Origin of the sequence: Rhodococcus sp. H-CA8f (genome assembly GCF_002501585.1) — a bacterium.
Taxonomy (GTDB): domain Bacteria; phylum Actinomycetota; class Actinomycetes; order Mycobacteriales; family Mycobacteriaceae; genus Rhodococcus_F; species Rhodococcus_F erythropolis.
Window position 1 is genome coordinate 6,156,267 of sequence record NZ_CP023720.1, and the last position, 18,313, is coordinate 6,174,579.

11 protein-coding genes are annotated in these 18,313 nt (G+C 60.8%); 5 read left to right on the forward strand and 6 right to left on the reverse strand.

What is annotated here, in order from left to right:
• Window positions 1-106: 106 nt before the first annotated feature.
• The gene (locus tag CPI83_RS28625) at window positions 107-1,558 is read right to left on the reverse strand and encodes a glutamate synthase subunit beta (RefSeq protein WP_020968013.1); all 1,452 of its coding nucleotides are present in this window, start codon (window positions 1,556-1,558) and stop codon (window positions 107-109) included.
• Window positions 1,551-6,149: a glutamate synthase large subunit gene (gene gltB / locus CPI83_RS28630; protein WP_097388087.1), complete on the reverse strand. Its 4,599-nt coding sequence runs from the start codon at window positions 6,147-6,149 to the stop codon at window positions 1,551-1,553. The genes CPI83_RS28625 and gltB overlap by 8 nt, the downstream gene beginning before the upstream one ends.
• A gap of 555 nt (window positions 6,150-6,704) precedes the next feature.
• Here gltB and CPI83_RS28635 point away from each other — a divergent pair.
• The gene (locus CPI83_RS28635; RefSeq protein ID WP_097388088.1) at window positions 6,705-8,144 is read left to right on the forward strand and encodes an NAD(P)/FAD-dependent oxidoreductase; all 1,440 of its coding nucleotides are present in this window, start codon (window positions 6,705-6,707) and stop codon (window positions 8,142-8,144) included.
• Between the two features lie 278 nt (window positions 8,145-8,422).
• Here the strand turns inward: CPI83_RS28635 and CPI83_RS31105 are convergent, their stop codons facing one another.
• Window positions 8,423-8,602 carry a DUF4192 family protein gene (locus CPI83_RS31105; protein WP_058227391.1) on the reverse strand — a complete coding sequence of 60 codons (180 nt, stop codon included), beginning with the start codon at window positions 8,600-8,602 and terminating at the stop codon, window positions 8,423-8,425.
• 427 nt (window positions 8,603-9,029) lie between these two features.
• Between CPI83_RS31105 and CPI83_RS28645 the strand changes: the two genes are divergently transcribed.
• A complete protein-coding gene (locus CPI83_RS28645) occupies window positions 9,030-10,004 on the forward strand; it encodes an SMI1/KNR4 family protein (RefSeq protein WP_141695778.1) in 975 nt (324 codons plus the stop codon).
• A 55-nt stretch (window positions 10,005-10,059) separates the two neighbouring features.
• Here the strand turns inward: CPI83_RS28645 and CPI83_RS31440 are convergent, their stop codons facing one another.
• Both CPI83_RS31440 and CPI83_RS30805 read right to left on the reverse strand, forming a co-directional pair.
• The gene (locus CPI83_RS31440) at window positions 10,060-10,269 is read right to left on the reverse strand and encodes a recombinase family protein (protein ID WP_058227393.1); all 210 of its coding nucleotides are present in this window, start codon (window positions 10,267-10,269) and stop codon (window positions 10,060-10,062) included.
• Between the two features lie 84 nt (window positions 10,270-10,353).
• On the reverse strand, window positions 10,354-10,701 hold the full coding sequence (locus CPI83_RS30805) for a hypothetical protein (protein ID WP_058227394.1): 348 nt from the start codon (window positions 10,699-10,701) through the stop codon (window positions 10,354-10,356).
• 64 nt (window positions 10,702-10,765) lie between these two features.
• On the opposite strand from CPI83_RS30805, the gene CPI83_RS30810 reads away from it, so the two are divergent.
• Window positions 10,766-11,197 (forward strand): hypothetical protein, encoded by a 432-nt coding sequence (locus tag CPI83_RS30810; RefSeq protein WP_058227395.1) that lies wholly within the window; start codon window positions 10,766-10,768, stop codon window positions 11,195-11,197.
• A 141-nt stretch (window positions 11,198-11,338) separates the two neighbouring features.
• Window positions 11,339-11,608 carry a hypothetical protein gene (locus CPI83_RS28660; RefSeq protein WP_097388090.1) on the forward strand — a complete coding sequence of 90 codons (270 nt, stop codon included), beginning with the start codon at window positions 11,339-11,341 and terminating at the stop codon, window positions 11,606-11,608.
• A gap of 528 nt (window positions 11,609-12,136) precedes the next feature.
• On the opposite strand, the gene CPI83_RS28665 is transcribed toward CPI83_RS28660, so the two are convergent.
• Complete coding sequence (locus CPI83_RS28665) at window positions 12,137-17,005, reverse strand: DEAD/DEAH box helicase (RefSeq protein WP_097388091.1); 4,869 nt, start codon at window positions 17,003-17,005, stop codon at window positions 12,137-12,139.
• A 466-nt stretch (window positions 17,006-17,471) separates the two neighbouring features.
• Here CPI83_RS28665 and CPI83_RS28670 point away from each other — a divergent pair, with 466 nt between their 5' ends.
• Window positions 17,472-18,149: an ABC-three component system protein gene (locus tag CPI83_RS28670; protein ID WP_157920632.1), complete on the forward strand. Its 678-nt coding sequence runs from the start codon at window positions 17,472-17,474 to the stop codon at window positions 18,147-18,149.
• Window positions 18,150-18,313 lie beyond the last annotated feature (164 nt).

The window sequence follows — 18,313 nt, forward strand, 5'->3', positions numbered from 1 at the left end:
TGTCCGATGCACGATTGATGAAGGTTTGTTACAGATCGTGCGAACTACTTGCGGAAACAAAGCCGCACCCCACCGAATGCGATGGGGTGCGGCTTTGTAAGAGCCTCTAGCGCTGCGGAGCCGCTGTCGGGTGGATCGGTGACGGAAGGGCGGTGACACCCTCGAGGTAGGTGTCCACAGCGGCTGCTGCGGAACGTCCCTCGGCGATGGCCCAGACGATCAGGGACTGACCGCGGCCCATGTCACCGGCCACGAACACGCCGTCGACGTTGGTGTTCCACTTCGACGTGCGGGCGACGTTGCCGCGCTCGTTCAAGTCGACACCGAGATCGGTGAGCAGACCCGGCTTCTCGGGACCGACGAAGCCCATTGCCAGGAGCACGAGATCGGCTTCGAGCTCGAAGTCAGAGCCCTCGACCTTCTCGAAACGACCCGACTTCATCTCGACCTCGTGAGCCTTGAGTCCGGTGACCTTGCCGTTTTCACCGACGAAGTTCTCGGTGTTGACGGAGAACAGACGCTCGCCGCCTTCCTCGTGAGCCGAAGCCACGCGGAACATGAGCGGGTACGTCGGCCACGGAGTCTGCTCGGCGCGAGTCTCCGGGGGACGCGGCATGATCTCGAACTGGTGCACGCTGGCTGCGCCCTGACGGTGCGAGGTGCCGAGGCAGTCCGCGCCGGTATCGCCGCCGCCGATGATGACAACCTTCTTGCCCTCAGCGGTGATGGTGGGAGCGTCGAGGTCACCCAACTGCACGCGGTTGGCGATCGGCAGGAACTCCATCGCCTGGTGGATGCCGTCCAGTTCGCGGCCCGGGATCGGCAGATCGCGAGCTGCGGTGGCGCCGCCGGCCAGAACCACTGCGTCGAACTGCTCGCGCAGCTCGTCCGCGGTGATGTCCACGCCGACATTGACGTTGGTCTTGAAGACGGTGCCTTCGGCTTCCATCTGCTCGAGACGGCGGTCGATGTGCCGCTTCTCCATCTTGAACTCGGGGATGCCGTAGCGCAGCAGGCCGCCGATGCGGTCTGCCCGCTCGAAGACCGTCACTGCGTGACCGGCGCGGGTCAGCTGCTGCGCTGCGGCCAGACCGGCCGGACCACTGCCGACAACTGCGACCCTCTTGTTGGTGGCGTGCGCGGCGCGAACCGGCTTGACCCACCCTTCGTCGAAGGCTTTGTCGATGATCTCGACCTCGACCTGCTTGATGGTGACCGGATCCTGGTTGATGCCCAGGACACAGGACGCCTCACAGGGTGCGGGGCACAGACGACCGGTGAACTCCGGGAAGTTGTTGGTCGCGTGCAGACGCTCGATGGCGTCGTGCCAGTGGTCCTTGAAGACCAGGTCGTTCCACTCGGGAATCAAGTTTCCGAGAGGGCAACCGTTGTGGCAGAAAGGAATTCCGCAGTCCATGCAACGGCTGGCCTGGGTCTGGAGGGTTTCCTTCGGGAACTCCTCGTAGACCTCTTTCCAGTCGAGCAGGCGCAACGGCACCGGCCGGCGAACCGGAAGTTCGCGCGACGTGTGCTTCAGGAAGCCGCTTGGATCACCCACGAGCTGCCTCCATAACTGCCTCGTCCACGTTCTTGCCATCCTTCTCTGCGGCCGCGATGGCCAAAAGAACCTTCTTGTAGTCGCGGGGCATCACCTTTGCGAAGTGACCCACCTGCTGCGACCAGTCGCCGAGGATGCGCGTGGCAACCTCGGAGCCGGTTTCGTCGCGATGACGTTCGATGACGCTCTTCAACCAGGTGAAGTCGTCGCCCGAAAGATCCTCGAGGTCCACCAGTTCGGTGTTGAGGTTCTTCTCGAATGCCTTGTCGGGGTTGTAGATGTACGCGACGCCACCGGACATGCCGGCGCCGAAGTTACGTCCGGTGGCTCCGAGGATGACCACCTTTCCACCCGTCATGTACTCGCAACCATGATCGCCCACACCCTCGACGACGGCAGTGGCGCCGGAGTTACGGACTGCGAAGCGTTCGCCGACGACACCGCGAAGCAGAGCCTCGCCGCTGGTGGCGCCGAACAGGATGACGTTGCCACCGATGATGTTGTCCTCGGCGACAAAGCCTTCCGCTGCATCGAGCGGCGGGCGTACGACGATGCGTCCACCCGAGAGGCCCTTGCCGACGAAGTCGTTGGCGTCGCCGTGCAGGCGCAGGGTCATACCGCTGGGCACGAAAGCACCGAAGCTGTTACCGGCGGAACCGGTGAACGTGATGTCGATGGTGCCCTCGGGCAAGCCCTCTCCACCGAACGCCTTGGTGACCTCGTGGCCGAGCATGGTGCCGACCGTGCGGTTGACGTTGGTGATCGCGGACTCGAACGAAACCGCCTCACCCTTGTCGAGTGCATTGCGGGCCGAGACGATCAACTGCTGATCGAGTGCCTTGTCGAGACCGTGATCCTGTGTGCCGGTGCAGTGGACGTCCTGGTCCATGAACGCGGACTCGACCTGGGTCAGGATCGGCGACAGATCGAGATTGCCTGCCTTGCTTCCCTTCCAGTGATCGAGAGCGCGCGTGGTGTCCAGCATGTCGACCTGGCCGACTGCTTCGAGCAGCGTGCGGAAACCGAGTTCCGCGAGAAGCTCGCGAACCTCTTCGGCGATGAACATGAAGAAGTTCTCGACGAATTCCGGCTTGCCACTGAAACGCTGACGCAGCAACGGGTTCTGCGTCGCGACACCGACGGGGCAGGTGTCGAGGTGGCAGACGCGCATCATGATGCAGCCCGAGACCACCAGCGGTGCGGTGGCGAAACCGAACTCCTCGCCGCCGAGCAGGGCAGCAACGACGACGTCGCGACCCGTCTTGAGCTGGCCGTCGACCTGCACGACGATGCGGTCACGAAGACCGTTGAGCAGCAACGTCTGCTGGGTCTCGGCGAGGCCGAGCTCCCACGGTGCGCCCGCGTGCTTGACGGAGGTCAGCGGGGTGGCACCGGTGCCACCGTCGTGACCGGAGATCAGAACGACGTCGGCATGTGCCTTGGAGACACCGGCCGCGACGGTTCCGACGCCGACCTCGGAGACCAGCTTCACGTGGATGCGGGCCTGCGGGTTGGCGTTCTTCAGGTCGTGGATCAGCTGAGCGAGATCCTCGATCGAGTAGATGTCGTGGTGCGGCGGCGGCGAAATCAGGCCGACGCCAGGCGTGGAGTGCCGAACCTCGGCCACCCACGGGTACACCTTGTGAGCCGGAAGCTGGCCGCCCTCACCGGGCTTGGCTCCCTGCGCCATCTTGATCTGGATGTCGGTGCAGTTGCTCAGGTAGTGCGAGGTGACACCGAAGCGTCCCGACGCGACCTGCTTGATGGCACTGCGTCGCAGATCGCCGTTCTCGTCCGGCGTGAAGCGCGACGGATGTTCGCCGCCCTCACCGGAATTGGAGCGGGCGCCCAGACGGTTCATCGCGATGGCGAGAGTCTCGTGAGCCTCGGCGGAGATGGAGCCGTAGCTCATCGCACCCGTCGAGAAACGCTTGACGATCTCGCTGGCCGGCTCGACCTCGTCGATCGAGATCGACGGCCGCTTGCCGATGTTGAAGTCGAACAGACCACGCAGAGCGGCAAGGCGCTCCGACTGGTCGTTGACCATTGTCGTGTACTCCTTGAACACCTCGTACTGACCTGTGCGAGTTGCGTGCTGGAGCTTGAAGACCGTGTCCGGGTTGAACAGGTGGTACTCGCCTTCACGACGCCACTGGTACTCGCCGCCGACCTCGAGCTCGCGGTGAGCGCGCTCTTCGGGGCGATCGAGGTACGCGATGCGGTGACGCGCTTCGACGTCGGCTGCGATCTGGTCGAGGCCGATGCCACCGAGCTGCGACTGCAGACCGGTGAAGTACTCGTCCGTCAGCTCCTGCGAGAGGCCGATGACCTGGAACAGCTGAGCACCGGTGTACGACGCGAGCGTCGAGATGCCCATCTTGGACATCACCTTCAGGACACCCTTGCCGGCTGCCTTGATGTAGTTCGCGATGCCCTTCTCGAGGGTCAGGCCTTCGAGTTCCTTGTTCTGCAGGAACTCGTCGATGGTCTCGAAAGCCATGTACGGGTTGACCGCTGCGGCACCGAAGCCGATGAGGAGCGCCATGTGGTGCACCTCGCGGGCGTCGCCGGCCTCGACGATGAGGCCGACCTTGGTGCGCGACTTCTCACGAACCAGGTGGTGGTGCACTGCTGAGGTGAGGAGCAGCGACGGGATCGGCGCGTAATCCTCGGTGGACTCGCGGTCCGAGAGCACGACGATGCGTGCGCCACCCTCGATTGCCTGCGAGACCTGGTACTTGATGCCCTCGAGCGCACGACGGATACCGTCGCCGCCTTCCTTGACGGGGTACAGGCCGCGGATCACGACACTGCGGAAGCCCGGGAATTCGCCGTCGTCGTTGACGTGAACGAGCTTCGACAGGTCGTCGTTGTGCAGGATCGGCTGCGGGAGCGCAATCTGCTTGCAGGAGTCCGCATTCGGGTGCAGCAGGTCGCCCTCGGGGCCGATGGTCGCGCCGAGGCTGGTGACAACCTCTTCACGAATCGCGTCGAGAGGTGGGTTGGTGACCTGAGCGAAGAGCTGCGAGAAGTAGTCGAACAGCATCCGGGGACGTGACGAGAGCACGGCGATCGGAGTGTCGGTACCCATCGAGCCCAGCGCCTCGGCACCGGAGAGTGCCATCGGCTTGACCAGCAGGTTGACCTCTTCGCTGGTGAAACCGAAGAGCTGCTGACGCAGCACGACGCGCTCGTGCGACATGTACGTGTACGGGCGGTCCGGCAGGTCGTCCATGTGGATCAGACCTTCGTCGATCCACTGCTGGTACGGGTGCTCGGCAGCGAGTTCGGACTTGAGTTCGTCGTCGCTGATGACCCGGCCCTGCGCGGTGTCCACGAGGAACATGCGGCCGGGCTGGAGGCGGACCTTGCGGACCACGGTGGACGGATCGATCGGCAGAACGCCGACCTCCGACGCCATGACGACGAGGCCGTCTTCGGTGATCCACAGACGCGACGGACGCAGACCGTTGCGGTCCAGCACGGCGCCGATGACGGTGCCGTCGGTGAAGCACACCGACGCCGGTCCGTCCCAGGGCTCCATGAGAGCCGAGTGGTACTCGTAGAACGCCCGACGAGCGGGGTCCATGCTCTCGTGCTTCTCCCAGGCTTCCGGGATCATCATGAGAACTGCGTGCGGCAGGCTGCGGCCGGCGAGGTGCAGCATCTCGAGCACCTCGTCGAAACGAGCGGTGTCACTGGCGCCCTGGGTGCAGATCGGGAAGATCTTGTCCAGGTTCTCGCGGCCACCGAAGACGTCACTGTCAATCAGGGACTCGCGAGCGCGCATCCAGTTCTCGTTGCCGGTGACGGTGTTGATCTCACCGTTGTGAGCGACCCGGCGGAACGGGTGCGCCAGCGGCCACGACGGGAACGTGTTGGTGGAGAAGCGCGAGTGGACCAGGCCCAGTGCGCTCTCGACACGATCGTCCTGCAGATCGAGGTAGAAACCCTTGAGCTGCGGGGTGGTGAGCATGCCCTTGTAGACGAACGTCTGGCCGGACAGGCTGGGGAAGTACACGGTCTCGCTACCCGGGCCACCCTTGCCGGCGCCTTCTGAGCCGAGTTCGTGCTCGGTGCGCTTGCGCACCACGTATGCACGACGCTCGAGATCCATGCCGGTGTACTTGTCACCCTCGGAGCCGATGAAGATCTGACGGAACGTCGGCATCGCGTCGCGCGCCAGTGCGCCAAGCGAGGAGTCGTCGGTTCCGACCTCGCGCCAGCCGAGAACCTTCAGGCCCTCTTCGACGACGATCTTCTCGACTGCAGCAGCAGCCTCGTGTGCATCGGCATCGCCCTGCGGGAGGAATGCGATACCGGTTGCGTACGCGCCTTCGGCGGGCAGCGCGAAGTCCACGACAGCTCGGAAGAACTTGTCGGGAACCTGCAGCAGAATGCCCGCACCGTCACCCGTGTTGGGTTCTGATCCGGCAGCGCCGCGATGCTCGAGGTTGACCAGAGCGGTGATCGCCTTTTCGACGATGTCCCTGCTGCGGCGACCATGCATGTCGACAACAAATGCGACTCCACAGGAGTCGTGCTCATTGGACGGGTGATAGAGGCCCCGGGGGCCTGGAAGTTGCTTCATACCCAGCCTTCGTATGCCATAAAGATGCACCGACGACCAGCAGCGCTGATGGCCATCAACTTGCAATGCAAGTCCTTCAAAGCACCGACACGACGATGTGTTCGGTACCACCGAAGTAGCCGCCCTGCGCAGACGCGATGGTGTGCGTTCTGGCACCCGGCGACGTGAGTCTTCGGTCGGTTGAAACTTTTGTGAGTCAACCGTGTAACGAAAACGATAATTCAGAACCCCGGCACGGGCGCAACTAAGGTAGCCCTATAATTGCTCTGAACTGCGGCGATGCAGGGAGCCAGAAGGCCCCTCGACAGATTTCGGAGCTGCGTCTGTGCAGAGAGTTCCGATTCACAGGATACCGAATCCGCAGGAAACAGGCGCGATGGGCGATGTATGCAACAACTGGCCGCAGCGATAAGAATCAGCTGCGGCCAGTGCGCCTCGAACTGTAACAAAAGTTGATCGATCAACCAAGGTCTAGGCCTGAATTGTTTGCTCGCAGAATGCCATCGCTGTAATTTCCGTAGGCTCACACCTGAGAAGACGGGTGGCGAAGAGCAAATGACAACAGCAGTAGTGGTGGGCAGTGGTCCCAACGGCCTCGCGGCGGCGATCGAACTCGCCCGCGCCGGAATCGACGTCCATGTCATCGAGGGTGCGGACAAGATCGGCGGCGGCACCCGCAGCAGCGAATACATAGTCGACGGACTCGTCCACGACGATTGCTCCGCCTTCCATCCCACCGCTTTGGCTTCTCCATACTTCAAGGCCCTCGACCGCGAATTCGGGCTCGCCAAGCACGGCCTGACGTGGCTGTGGCCCGAGATCGATCTGGTCCATCCACTCGACGACGGCACCGCCGGGGTTCTCTGGCGCGACATCAACCGGACCGCTGACGGATTGGGTGCCGACGGTAAGAGGTGGCTCGACGTCTTCGGATACCTCGCCGAGAACTTCGACGAGTTGGTGCAGGACGTCTTCCAGCCCATCGTGCATCTCCCGAAGCACCCGCTGATGCTCGCCCGTTTCGGGACGGGCGCTCTGCTTCCCGCGACGGGTTTCGCTCGGATGCTCAAGACCCCACAAGCGCGGGCGCTGTTCGGTGGTGTCGCGGCGCACATGTTCGGGACGCTGACCCTTCCACTCTCCAGTGCTGTCGGCTCGATGCTCACTGCTGGAGCCCATGCTCACGGTTGGCCTGTGGCACAAGGTGGTTCAGGATCAATTGCGGAGGCGCTCGCCTCGATCCTGCGCAGCCTCGGTGGCACCATCGAAACCGGGAACTGGGTCACCAACTACTCCCAGATCGCCAACTACGACATCGTCATGCTCGACATCGCCCCCGATGCGGCCGGTCGTCTGCTCGACGGCCGGCAGCCCGACCGCATTGCACGGGCCTACCGCAAATTCCGCTACGGCACCGCCGCGTACAAGGTCGACTACGCCGTGCGTGGTGACTCCGACGGAAGCGTCGTGCCGTGGACGAATCCGCATGCCCGCAAGGCCGGCACCCTGCATCTGTCCGGGACGATTTCGGAAACTGCTGCCGTGGAACGCCAGACCGTTCGGGGTCAGATGCCGGACAAGCCCTTCATTCTGTTGGGCCAGCAGTTCTTGGCCGACCCCTCCCGTTCCGTCGGAGACATCCACCCAGTGTGGGCGTATGCGCATGTGCCGCACGGCTATCCGGGTGACGCCACCGATGCGATCACGCGTCAGATCGAGCGGTTTGCGCCGGGGTTCCGGGACCGGATCGTGGGCGTCCACGTGCGCAATGTGCCCCAGATGCAGGCGTACAACCCCAACTACGTGGGTGGCGACATCTCCGCGGGGGCGAACACTGCGCGGCAGATCATCGCGCGCCCCCGGTTCGGGCTGGACCCCTATGCCACCGGCGCCCCGGGCGTCTACCTCTGCTCGTCCGCAACTCCCCCGGGCGGCGGGGTCCACGGGATGGGTGGGTTCAATGCTGCGCGGGCAGCGCTGCAGTCTAGGGGTTGAGGCGTCCCCGATGGGGACGACATTTCGGACACGCGCCTTCGGAGGAGTCCCTAACCCAGCCGGCCAACACGGACGAAACGAAGATGCCCGGCCCAGTGGCCGAAGCGAACCCATGACAGAGCAACTAATGGCATGAGACGCAGGACATGCATTGCTGGTCAGGCACCTCACCGTTGGTGTCGAACCACCCCGCTCCGACCTCGAGGGATTCCGCGACAAGAGTGCGGATACTGCGGATTCCCATGCTGTCGAGCTCGCGCTGAGCTGCCTCGATCTGGTCAAGTCCGGCGGCCGCCAACCGGACCGGTGCCGATGACATCGGTGCGCGCGACAAACGCGAAGGTGGCGGGTGATCCGGTGAGAGCGATCATCACGACGGAATTGGCGGGGACGAATCCGAGCAATGCCGGGATTGCGGCCAAGACGTCGGTGGCGGTCCTCAAACGGATGTTCTGCATGTCGTTCCCTTTGCGGTGAAAGTGACCGGGCGTCGTGCCCCGCCAACTTTTTTTGCGCCTTCTGGCAAAGGAGAATCGCGACGGCAGGGGGCCGGAGTGCCACCCCTGGGCCGAGAAAATTTCGGTGGGAGCGTGCGAGTGGCGAAAATTTCTCGGAGCCATCGGCCGGCGCTTGCGCCGCCAGGGGTTGCGCGCAGGTCACCGCCGACGAGAATCGGAAGGCCAGAAGTGAATCTCAATAGGCTTTGTCAAGCACGGCCGCAGGCCGTTCCTCTTTCCAGCGCGGCACGCGCGGCGCGGAGCAGCATCCCAGAATGCGTTCGATCTGAGTGACAAAACAGTGTCGGGCTGTGTCGTCCCGTTCGGCTGAGACAATCTCGTGGTACTGAATAGTCGGTTTCCAGTGTCGGATGAAAGTGAGTGCTCGGTGACCTATTGGGCTGTTGCTCGGCCAGGCTCGAGTCCGGAAGGCGTTCTCGTGCGCGATGGCTACGTCGTCGGTGACGATGCCGCCATCGCGCAGATAGCCGAAGTGGGAATGCAGTTGGCCGCTTCCGAAAACGGGTCGCGGCCGCAGATCTGGGTGGCGTTGGGGAGCACGGAGGCTCTGGTGTCGGGATTCGGTGATCAGAGTCTTGACCGTGCAGAACTCGAAGTCGAGGTCCGCCGGTGCGTCACCGCAGAGGAGAACAAGCAACGCCGCGCTGCTGTCGAGTCGATGACCGCGAGTTCTACGCACGCGAGAAGCCCGGTGCATTCAACGCCAGTGGGTTCGGTTCACGATCAGTGGAACCGGATCACCGAGTGGTTGCGAGTCCACTTCCCCGGTACGACGATTGAGGGTGCCGACCGCGGCAGTGTCGACGCCGCCATGGCGAAGACCGGACAGAATTGGCCGGTCGAGCTGATCGAGCTCTTCACCCTGGTCAACGGAGTTCGCGCCGACCGGTTGCTGGGGTTGTTCCCCCGTTTCGCGTTTCTCACGTTGGACGATGCGATCTGGCATCGGGAGTCATCTATCCAGATTTGGGACGAAAGTGCCCGCCTCTACGGTGGTGGGCCTGTTGACGCGCCCATCGAGGCGGGAGTTCAAGCCGACACCTTCATTTCCGCTTTCGTACCCTTCGCGGGACTCGACGGCAACTTTTTGTGCGTCGACACCCGACCTGGCCGCATGCATGGTTGTGTGATCGAATTCGACAAGGTCGGCGCGGATGAGCCTGGACCTCAGTGGGTTTCGATCAGCGCCATGCTGACCGATCTGGCCGAGAGCCTGACAACCTCGACAGCGTTCGACGACGGCTGGTACTGGACTACTGACAACGGAGCCCTCGAATGGGAGCCTGACCGCACCTGGCGGCTCAGACAGCTTGTGTTGCACGCCAGCTCGCACACCCAATGACCAGGTAGCTCCGCTAGCGCGCAACGTGGACCGGCTTGTCAGAACAGAAGTCGGCTCATGCGAGGGGCATTCGTAGAACCGTCTGATCTACAATCCTCACTACGGATGAGAGAGCCGCGCCAATGTTGCTGAAGCTAAACTCCGTGGCACCGCCGGCATGATCGAGATGAATATTCTCGGCCTCGACGCCCGCCCGCGCCAGCGCATCGACTTGGTGAGCGGGATTCTGTTCTGCACTGGAGACTCGCGCATAACCGAACAACATCTGTCGAAAATATCTCACTCAACCGTTTTTCGACCGACTTTCCCTCATGGTGATTCAGCACAATCGGTCAGCTGGACCGCTCGTCTACACTCCGTCTGTGCTCAGACGCCACGCATGGCCAACGCGTTCCGCCTTCCGCGATCGCAGCGGACGCTCCATCGGTGCCGCTGCGACTGCGCTCGTGGTGATGTCGCTGCTCGCGGCCTGCTCCTCGGAGAGCGGCAATGCCGAGAGCCCTACGGTAGAGCCCTCGCCCACGACGGTCTCGTCGACGATTCCCGCGCCAACGACAACCTCTGCGTCGGCCTCTCCAACGACCTCGTTGTCCGTCGCCGTCGTGGCGCCACCCTCTGCGCAGAAGCTGCTCCTTTCCGCAGCGCAATTACCTGGTGCGGGCTGGACACCACAATCGGACACCGACCCGGAAGCCACGGAGCTCCAGGAAACGACACAGCCAGAGTGCAGTAATCAATCGTGGATCCTGCGCAGTGCGGACATGACCGACATGGCCGGCGCGTCATGGACGTTCGATGCTGCCGCCGAAGTGGAGACGATCAGCAGTCAAGCCTTCGTCTATCCCGATGCGGCGGCAGCGACCGCAGCAATGGCGTCGTATCGCGATCTCGTGGGCCGCTGCACGAGTTGGCAGAGCGTCCTCACCTCAAAGGGTTACACCTACGCCGAAACACAGGAGATGTTCAACGCGCCGGTGGGCGAGGAATCGGTTGCCCGGCAGACCGGCACCTCGCACGTGCGCTTGACCGATCTCCCTACTTTCCGGATGTATTGGGTGACATCGCGTGTGGGGCAGACGATCGTGCAAGCCACCTATCGGCCAGGTTCCCTGCTCGGCACTAATCAGGGAAGAAACCAAGCCCTCGAACTCGCGTCGACCGCAGTGTCCACTGCCGAAAACCGTACGAAATAGAACCAGGCCGATAGTCGGTCACCTCGGTGGAGGCTGGGCGAAGAAAGATCAGCGCGGTAACCAATCTGCCACTGAGGCCGATCCACAGTTCGGCGGACATCGGCCATACAAGCAAGCGCCTCCCGCAATCCGTTTCGGGCGATGAAGGGCACAGTGGTGAAGAAACTGGACTACGACCTGGTCGGTGAACAACTGTTCTCGAACCCCAAGGTCAGAGCACGTATCGAACGGCATTACCGCCTCCCCACCGATGCAGCCACCTCCTCGCAGTTCCTCGACTACGCGGTACGCCACCTCGATCAGGAAGCGATGGACAACCCTCTCACTCAGACCTACAACCTCATCTGGATGCTCGGCGCCTATCTGGAAAAGAAGAACAAGGAATCGAACGTGCAGTACATCCACGACTAGAAGCCTGTCGCGGAGGAGCAGAGTTCGGACACCTCTTACCTTCCCGGCCGCTGCTCCCTGGACCCGAGCGGTAAGAGGACAACACTCAGCACACCCCCGGGGGTGACCCACCCGACTGGTCGTCAGTACCAGCCAGGTGGGTCGAGTGCGCCCCAACTCTGGAGGGCCGGAGCACGAATTTTGGAAGCGGCTCGATGGACGGTCTGTGACGGCATCTCGACGAACCCCGTGCATCACCATCTCGAACAGAGGGCGCGGAAGGGGAATGTAGCGCACACGGTTCCACAGATCTGCAACCGCCCGGCGGGTTTAGCGGCCATCCTGTTTGTCGAAAAGATGGAGACAGCAGATTATTCGACATAGATTATCGACACGAGTTCTCGACATCTTCAACTTGGCACGATCTGGGGATACGCGTTCTTCACAGAAGCGTCGAATACCGATCTATTTTCGACGCACGGTATTGGAATCTATATTCCAGCACGATCAAACACCTTCGATACATGTGCAAGCAGCAGAACAGATCCGCTACACAAGAATCTCCAAGTCAGGTAGTTGATCGACGATCTTCACCGTTTCGACGCTGACGGTGACGATCTGCTTGAGCAGGTCAAGGATGTACCGGGGCTGGTCGTGTTCGATGGCCCAGTCGTTGGGGTCATTACAGATCTGGCTGTCCTTGTGGACGGTGACCTGGTAGCGCTCCATGATCCATTCAATCGCTGACTTCGAGCCGAGCATGTACAGGTACGCCTCGTCGGGGATCCCAGAGACTGTGATTTGGTTGTTGTAGATGATGGTCGAGCGGTCCTTACCCTTCCCGAACGCCATCTTTCGGACCCGATAGAGGTCCGTGCCGGTGCCGGTGCCGGTCACTGTCTCGGTCAGCTCATATGGCTCGACATCCTCATATCCGATATGTAGCTCGGACAACGCGCGGCCAGATTTCGAGAACCCTTGGAAATCTTTGACTTTCGGGATCCGCGGTAGCATCTTCTTCAGATCCGAAGCGAACTCCGCGCGGTACGACGGAGAGTGTAGGAGTCCGTAGACATAGTAGAAGATGTCATCCTTGGATACGCCTGATCCATAAAATTTTCGGAAATCCGAGAGGATCTCGTCGGTAATATTGTCGGCTCGGGTGTAAGTATCTTCGTCAGCGTTCGAGAACAAGTCAGACTCACTGGCCGACGGCAGGTAGGTATACCGGGGAAAGAACTGACTGTTTGTCTGACCGCCAAACATGGAGAAGTCTGGCGGTCCAGTGATCGCCAAGACGCTGAACGGCATAGCGGCAGCCGCGCCCGTAAGTACAAAACCAAGATTCTGGTGGCGCGGATTCGGAAACATCGAAATGAGCTGCCCTGCACGCTCAATAAGCTGGTGGTCGAAGTAGATATGATGCTTCGCGAACGGACGATATGAAGAATAACGAATAGAGTCGCCAGAATATTGAATCGAGGAACTCCTGGCAACACCAGTCTTCAGATCTGCGCCCCAGCTGATCTTGGTCGAGTCCAGGTTGATGAACTCATCGACGCCACGTTTTCTATCGGTTATGCCATTCGTACGGCAATAAACTTCGAAGGCGTCAATTTGTTCGTTGTAGAAGCCGATCGTCCGATGGACGTTATCCCCAACACATAGCTTTGAATAGTTGCATACCCAAGCATCTCGCGCCGTGGCAAGTCCACGTGAGTACGTTTCGAACACGGTCAGTGACTTCTTCTGTCCCTTGCTGACCTTCTCGCCGAGAGGCGTATATACATCAAACGCATTATTACGTTGGTTGATCCAGTCACCCTCTACGGTAGGGGTGATGGTCAGCCAATCAATAGTGTCAAGCTCAGCATCTGCAACAGTGGCAAGTTTCTGTTCACGGGTGAGGTAGTCGCCGATGTCGCGGTACCGGATCGTGCAGGACCCGGTCTTAGCCGGGTTCTTGATGGCCAGCAGGATCGCGACTGTGCTTCGGCTACCCGAGCCGAAGACCTTCCCGCCCTCCTTTCGGGACCGCTCACCCGAGGTGCGCTGATTGCCGCGCAGGTTGTAGACGTAGATGCTACTGAACTCATCTGCGAGGCTCAGGCGTAAACCATCGGCGGTGTTGCCGTCGATGTATCCGCCGTTGGAAACGTAGGCGACCATCCCGGTGTCGGTGATGCGGTCAGATGCCCAGCGGATGGCACGAATGTAAGAGTCGTAGAGCGAGTTTTTGTTCGTGGCTGTAGATTTCGCGGCATAAGTCTTGGCGATCGATGCATCCAACGTCGGATACTTGACGTTCTGGTTTCCGTCGTTGGCACTGGTTTGCCCGGCCGAGTACGGCGGATTACCCATGATGACCCGAATATCTAGGCCCTTCTGGTGGGCGACACGGGCATTGTTCTGCGGGAACATGATCTCGTCCATCGTGTCACCGGCTTCAGCGATCTGGAATGTGTCCGTCAGCACGATGCCCTCGAACGGGACATAGTCGCCGCCGGCAAGGCCGTGGAAGGTGGCTTCGATGTTGATCGCCGCAATGTAATACGCCAACAACAGAATCTCGTTGGCATGCAGCTCGTTCGTGTACTTGTAGAGCAGATCCTCCGGCTTGATCAACCCGGACTGCAGGAGCCGGACGATGAAGGTTCCTGTACCGGTGAACGGATCCAGGACGTGAACGCCCTTGTCCGACAGGGACGCCCCGAACTCTGCTTTCAGAGCATCGTCGACGCTGCGGATGATGAAGTCGACGATCTCGACCGGGGTGTAGACGATACCGAGGGACTCGGAGGTCTTCTTGAACGCCAGCTTGAAGAACCGCTCGTAGAGTTCGGTGATGATCTTCTGCTTACCCTCGGCATTGTCGATGCCCTCCGCCCGCAAACGCACGTTGGCGTAGAAGGATTCAAGCTCGGCGTTCTCCTTCTCCAGTGCCTGATCATCGAGGGCATCGAGCATGGTCTGCATGACGCGCGAGACCGGGTTGTGGGCGGCGAAGTCATAGTCCTCGAACAAGGCGTCGAATACTGGGCGGGTGATCAGGTGCTGGGCGAGCATGTCGATCGCATCCGAGCGGGTGATGCCGTCGTTGAGGTTGTTGCGTAACCCCAATAGGAATTCTTCGAAAGTGCCCGCAACCTTGGAGTCCGGAGCCTCGAGGAGGGCGGCGATACGAGTGGTGTGACGTTCCGCGATCTTCGCGACATTCGTGGCCCATTCCTCCCAGTAGGCGCGTTCGCCGACCTTTGTGACGATCTTCGCGTAGACCGCGTCCCGCCATTCGGCGACGGAAAACAACGTCATCTGCTGTGCTGCAGCCTGCTCGGCCGCAGCCACGCTGCCCTCGCCATTCCCGGCGCCGGCGCTATCGGCGTTCGTGCCCTGGGCGCCGTCACCGCCAGTGGTGTTCTCGCTGCTGTCGCCGTAGGTCTCGTCGCCGAAGCCGACGGCTGCGACCATGATGTTGTTCGGTTTCTTCTTGTTCAGGTCGATCTTGTTGACCGTGGCATTGAACCGGTCATCATGGGCCCGCAATGCCTGCAGAACCTGCCAGACAACCCGGTAACGCTTGTTGTCGGCCAGTGCCTTCTCCGGGGCCATCCCGGACGGAATCCCCACGGGGAGAATGATGTAGCCGTATTCTTTGCCCTCGGCCTTGCGCATCACCCGGCCCACGGACTGCACCACGTCCACGACGGAGTTGCGGGGGTTGAGGAAGAGCACCGAATCGAGGTTCGGGACGTCCACGCCTTCGGAGAGGCAGCGGGCGTTGGAGAGGATCCGGCATACCCCGTCATCGGTGGGTGCCTTGAGCCATTCGAGTTCGTGGTTACGTTCGAGGGCGTTGTAGTGACCGTCGACGTGGTGGACCTCGCAGCGCAGTACCTCGTCGTCGGCTTTGTCGTAGCCGTCGATGACCTCGTTGAACTTGTCGCGCAGTTTCTTCGATGCCTTAATCGACTGGGAGAACGCCACCGCTCGGCGCATCGGCACCGAACCGGGTGGGAAGCCTTCACCGTCCGGGGTTTGGCCGGAGCGTTTCGCCAACCCGTTCCAGCAGCCGACGATCTTCACAGCGTCGTCGAGGTTGATCTCGTTGTTCTCGTCTGCCACCTGTTCTTGCAGTGACTTGGCGATGTACTTCTCGTCGACCGTGAGGATTAGGACTTTGTAGTCGGCGAGGAGATCTCGTTCGACGGCTTCGCCGAATCCGAGGCGATGGAACTCCGGTCCGTAGAGGGTTTCGTCGTCCATCGACGCTATCGGAGCATTCTTTTGTTGGGCCTGAGTTTTGGTGGCATCGTCGAACAACCGTGGTGTCGCGGTCATGTACAGGCGTTTGACGGCTTTGAGGTATGTGTTGTCGTGTACCCGGACGAACTGAGACTCGTCCTGACCAGCCAGAGTGACGCCGGTGGTGCGGTGCGCCTCGTCGCAGATCACCAGGTCGAACTCCGGCAGCCCCTGTTTCTGAGCTGCGGAAACCACACCGATGGACTGGTAGGTGGAGAAGACCACCGTCAACGCGGTGTCGCCGGCAGTGGTGTTGATCGCGGCAATCAGCTTGTCGGTGTTCGTCGTTGCCGGGATCGCCAGATCGTAGACGGAAATGTCCTCGGTGTCGGATCGTTTCCCGACCTTGGAGTCGGAGCAGACGGCGAAGCTGCGCAGGTCGATCTCGCAGTTGGCAGTCCATTCGCTCAGTGTTTGTGAGAGCAGAGAGATAGACGGGACCAGGAACAAAACCGTTGCCGGCGCGTTCTTCTCCAGTGCGGTGTATTCGGCGATCTTGAGTGATGTGAAGGTCTTGCCGGTACCGCAGGCCATGATCAGTTTGCCGCGGTCGGCGGTGGTGAAACCGTCGAAGACCTTCTTGACGGCCTCTTCTTGGTGCGGTCGCAGGCTCTTGGGTTCGGTGCGGCTCAGCTGAATCTCCACACCAGGTTTGGGCCAGGCCAGATCCCAGTCGATCGGTGCCTGCGCGAGGTCGGCGAGGCTGATACGGGCGACGGGGATCTGCTGCTTTTCGAGGGCGTCCTCGGCGTTCTTGCCCCATTTGTCGGTGGTGGAGATGATGATCCGCGAGGTGAACGGGGACTTCCCGGAGGCGGTGAAGAAGGCGTCGATGTCCGCTCTCTGCAGTGAGTGTTCGGGTTCGTAGAACTTGCACTGGATTGCGCAGTATTCACCGGTGGCGCGTTCCTGGGCGACGAGGTCGATACCGGTGTCGGGCTTGCCGTCACGGCCGGGCCACTGCGACCACATCCACACGTCCGAGTACTTCTCCGCGTAGAGCGGGTTGTGCTTGAAGTACTGCACCATCAGTTTTTCGAACTTGTCGCCGCGTTCACGATTGCTGGTCGGCACGCTTCGAAATGCCTCGATGATGTCGTGAACCGTGGTCGGCATGCAGCTCTTTCCTCGCGTCGTCCTGCTCCACCTCGAGAGTTGAGGCGCATCTGGGCTTTGACCCAGCTCAGAGCATGTTACCGACCTCGACTCTCCGACATACGCTGACCACATCTAGGTACCGGCGCTTCGCCGCCGCCAAGGGCCACGGCCGCATCGGTGGCTGCACCACGCTGTAACGCCATCTCAGACAAGGCTTATTCGGCCATCATCCGGGTATAGACCAGCGTGGCACTTCGGGAAAGCCGGCCCTGACCCCTGTATGTTAAGTCAACCAATAATGCTGCGCCGGTTGGTTCGGGTACCAACTCCCACTCGCGCCCAGACGAGAGGGCGTTCTATGAGTAACCGCGAGAAGGATCCACTAGAGAGTCAAGTGCGGATTCTCTACGGCCAAAGCCATGGGCGTTGCGCCTATCCTCAGTGCGGAAAGATCCTGGTCATGCCCAGTAGGGACCGTAGGGATATGCCGAAAAACGTGGCCAAGGTAGCCCACATCACCGCAGCGAGCCCGGGCGGGCCCCGCTATGACGCGGAGATGAGCTCAGATGAACGACGATCTGAGACAAATTTGATGTTGATGTGCGGTGACCACCATGATGCGATCGACACGCAGTTAGCATTCCACACCACAAAATGGTTGCGAGCGGCAAAGAAAGAACATGAGAAAACCTTGCATCGTTCAGATGAATATGCAATGGGCCTAGTGGGTTACAAGGAATTGCAGATGGTCTGTGACGGTTTAGTCATGGGGGTCACAGTGTTCGATGACGAAATCTTTCCGATCGATCTGTCTATTAATATTGATACAAAATTGGATATCAACGAACTTGGTTCCGTAGCCAGAAGTGTCATCGAACTAGGTATGGCACAAAGCCAGGAGGTGCGGATGTATTTGATGACGATGGACCGGGCTATGCTGGGTTTTTCGACGCGTCTCACTAATCGCTTCAAGGGCCTTTACTATCAGTCGCTCTCCGATGGACTGTCCGGCGATGACATCTTTTCAAACATCATGGGATCTACTTACGAAAATTGCGGACCGAGCCTCACCTCAGATACCGTTGCCGCATCTCAGGCGGTTGTGGCGTATCTTTTTTCTATCTGCGAAATTTTTGAGCATGAGCCTGCTGCTGCCCGATAAACATACTCCCGTAGCGGAGTCACTGCTCCGTCAGACTGAGCTCCTTTTTGAATCAATCGACGCCGCTGGATCAGTGGCGCAAGCATGGATCCAGTGCAGAGAACTCGTTCCCAATATTTCCTTCGCTCGATTCGTATTGATGCTCGATGTGCTTTTCGCTCTGA

What these genes read in the sequence shown, in the direction of transcription:
- gltB (WP_097388087.1), bottom strand. Translation starts at nt 6,149, where the DNA reads ATGAAGCAACTTCCAGGCCCCCGGGGCCTCTATCACCCGTCCAATGAG.
- CPI83_RS28635 (WP_097388088.1), top strand. Translation starts at nt 6,705, where the DNA reads ATGACAACAGCAGTAGTGGTGGGCAGTGGTCCCAACGGCCTCGCGGCG.
- CPI83_RS31105 (WP_058227391.1), bottom strand. Translation starts at nt 8,602, where the DNA reads ATGCAGAACATCCGTTTGAGGACCGCCACCGACGTCTTGGCCGCAATC.
- CPI83_RS31440 (WP_058227393.1), bottom strand. Translation starts at nt 10,269, where the DNA reads ATGTTGTTCGGTTATGCGCGAGTCTCCAGTGCAGAACAGAATCCCGCT.
- CPI83_RS30810 (WP_058227395.1), top strand. Translation starts at nt 10,766, where the DNA reads ATGACCGACATGGCCGGCGCGTCATGGACGTTCGATGCTGCCGCCGAA.
- CPI83_RS28660 (WP_097388090.1), top strand. Translation starts at nt 11,339, where the DNA reads ATGAAGGGCACAGTGGTGAAGAAACTGGACTACGACCTGGTCGGTGAA.
- CPI83_RS28665 (WP_097388091.1), bottom strand. Translation starts at nt 17,005, where the DNA reads ATGCCGACCACGGTTCACGACATCATCGAGGCATTTCGAAGCGTGCCG.
- CPI83_RS28670 (WP_157920632.1), top strand. Translation starts at nt 17,472, where the DNA reads ATGCCGAAAAACGTGGCCAAGGTAGCCCACATCACCGCAGCGAGCCCG.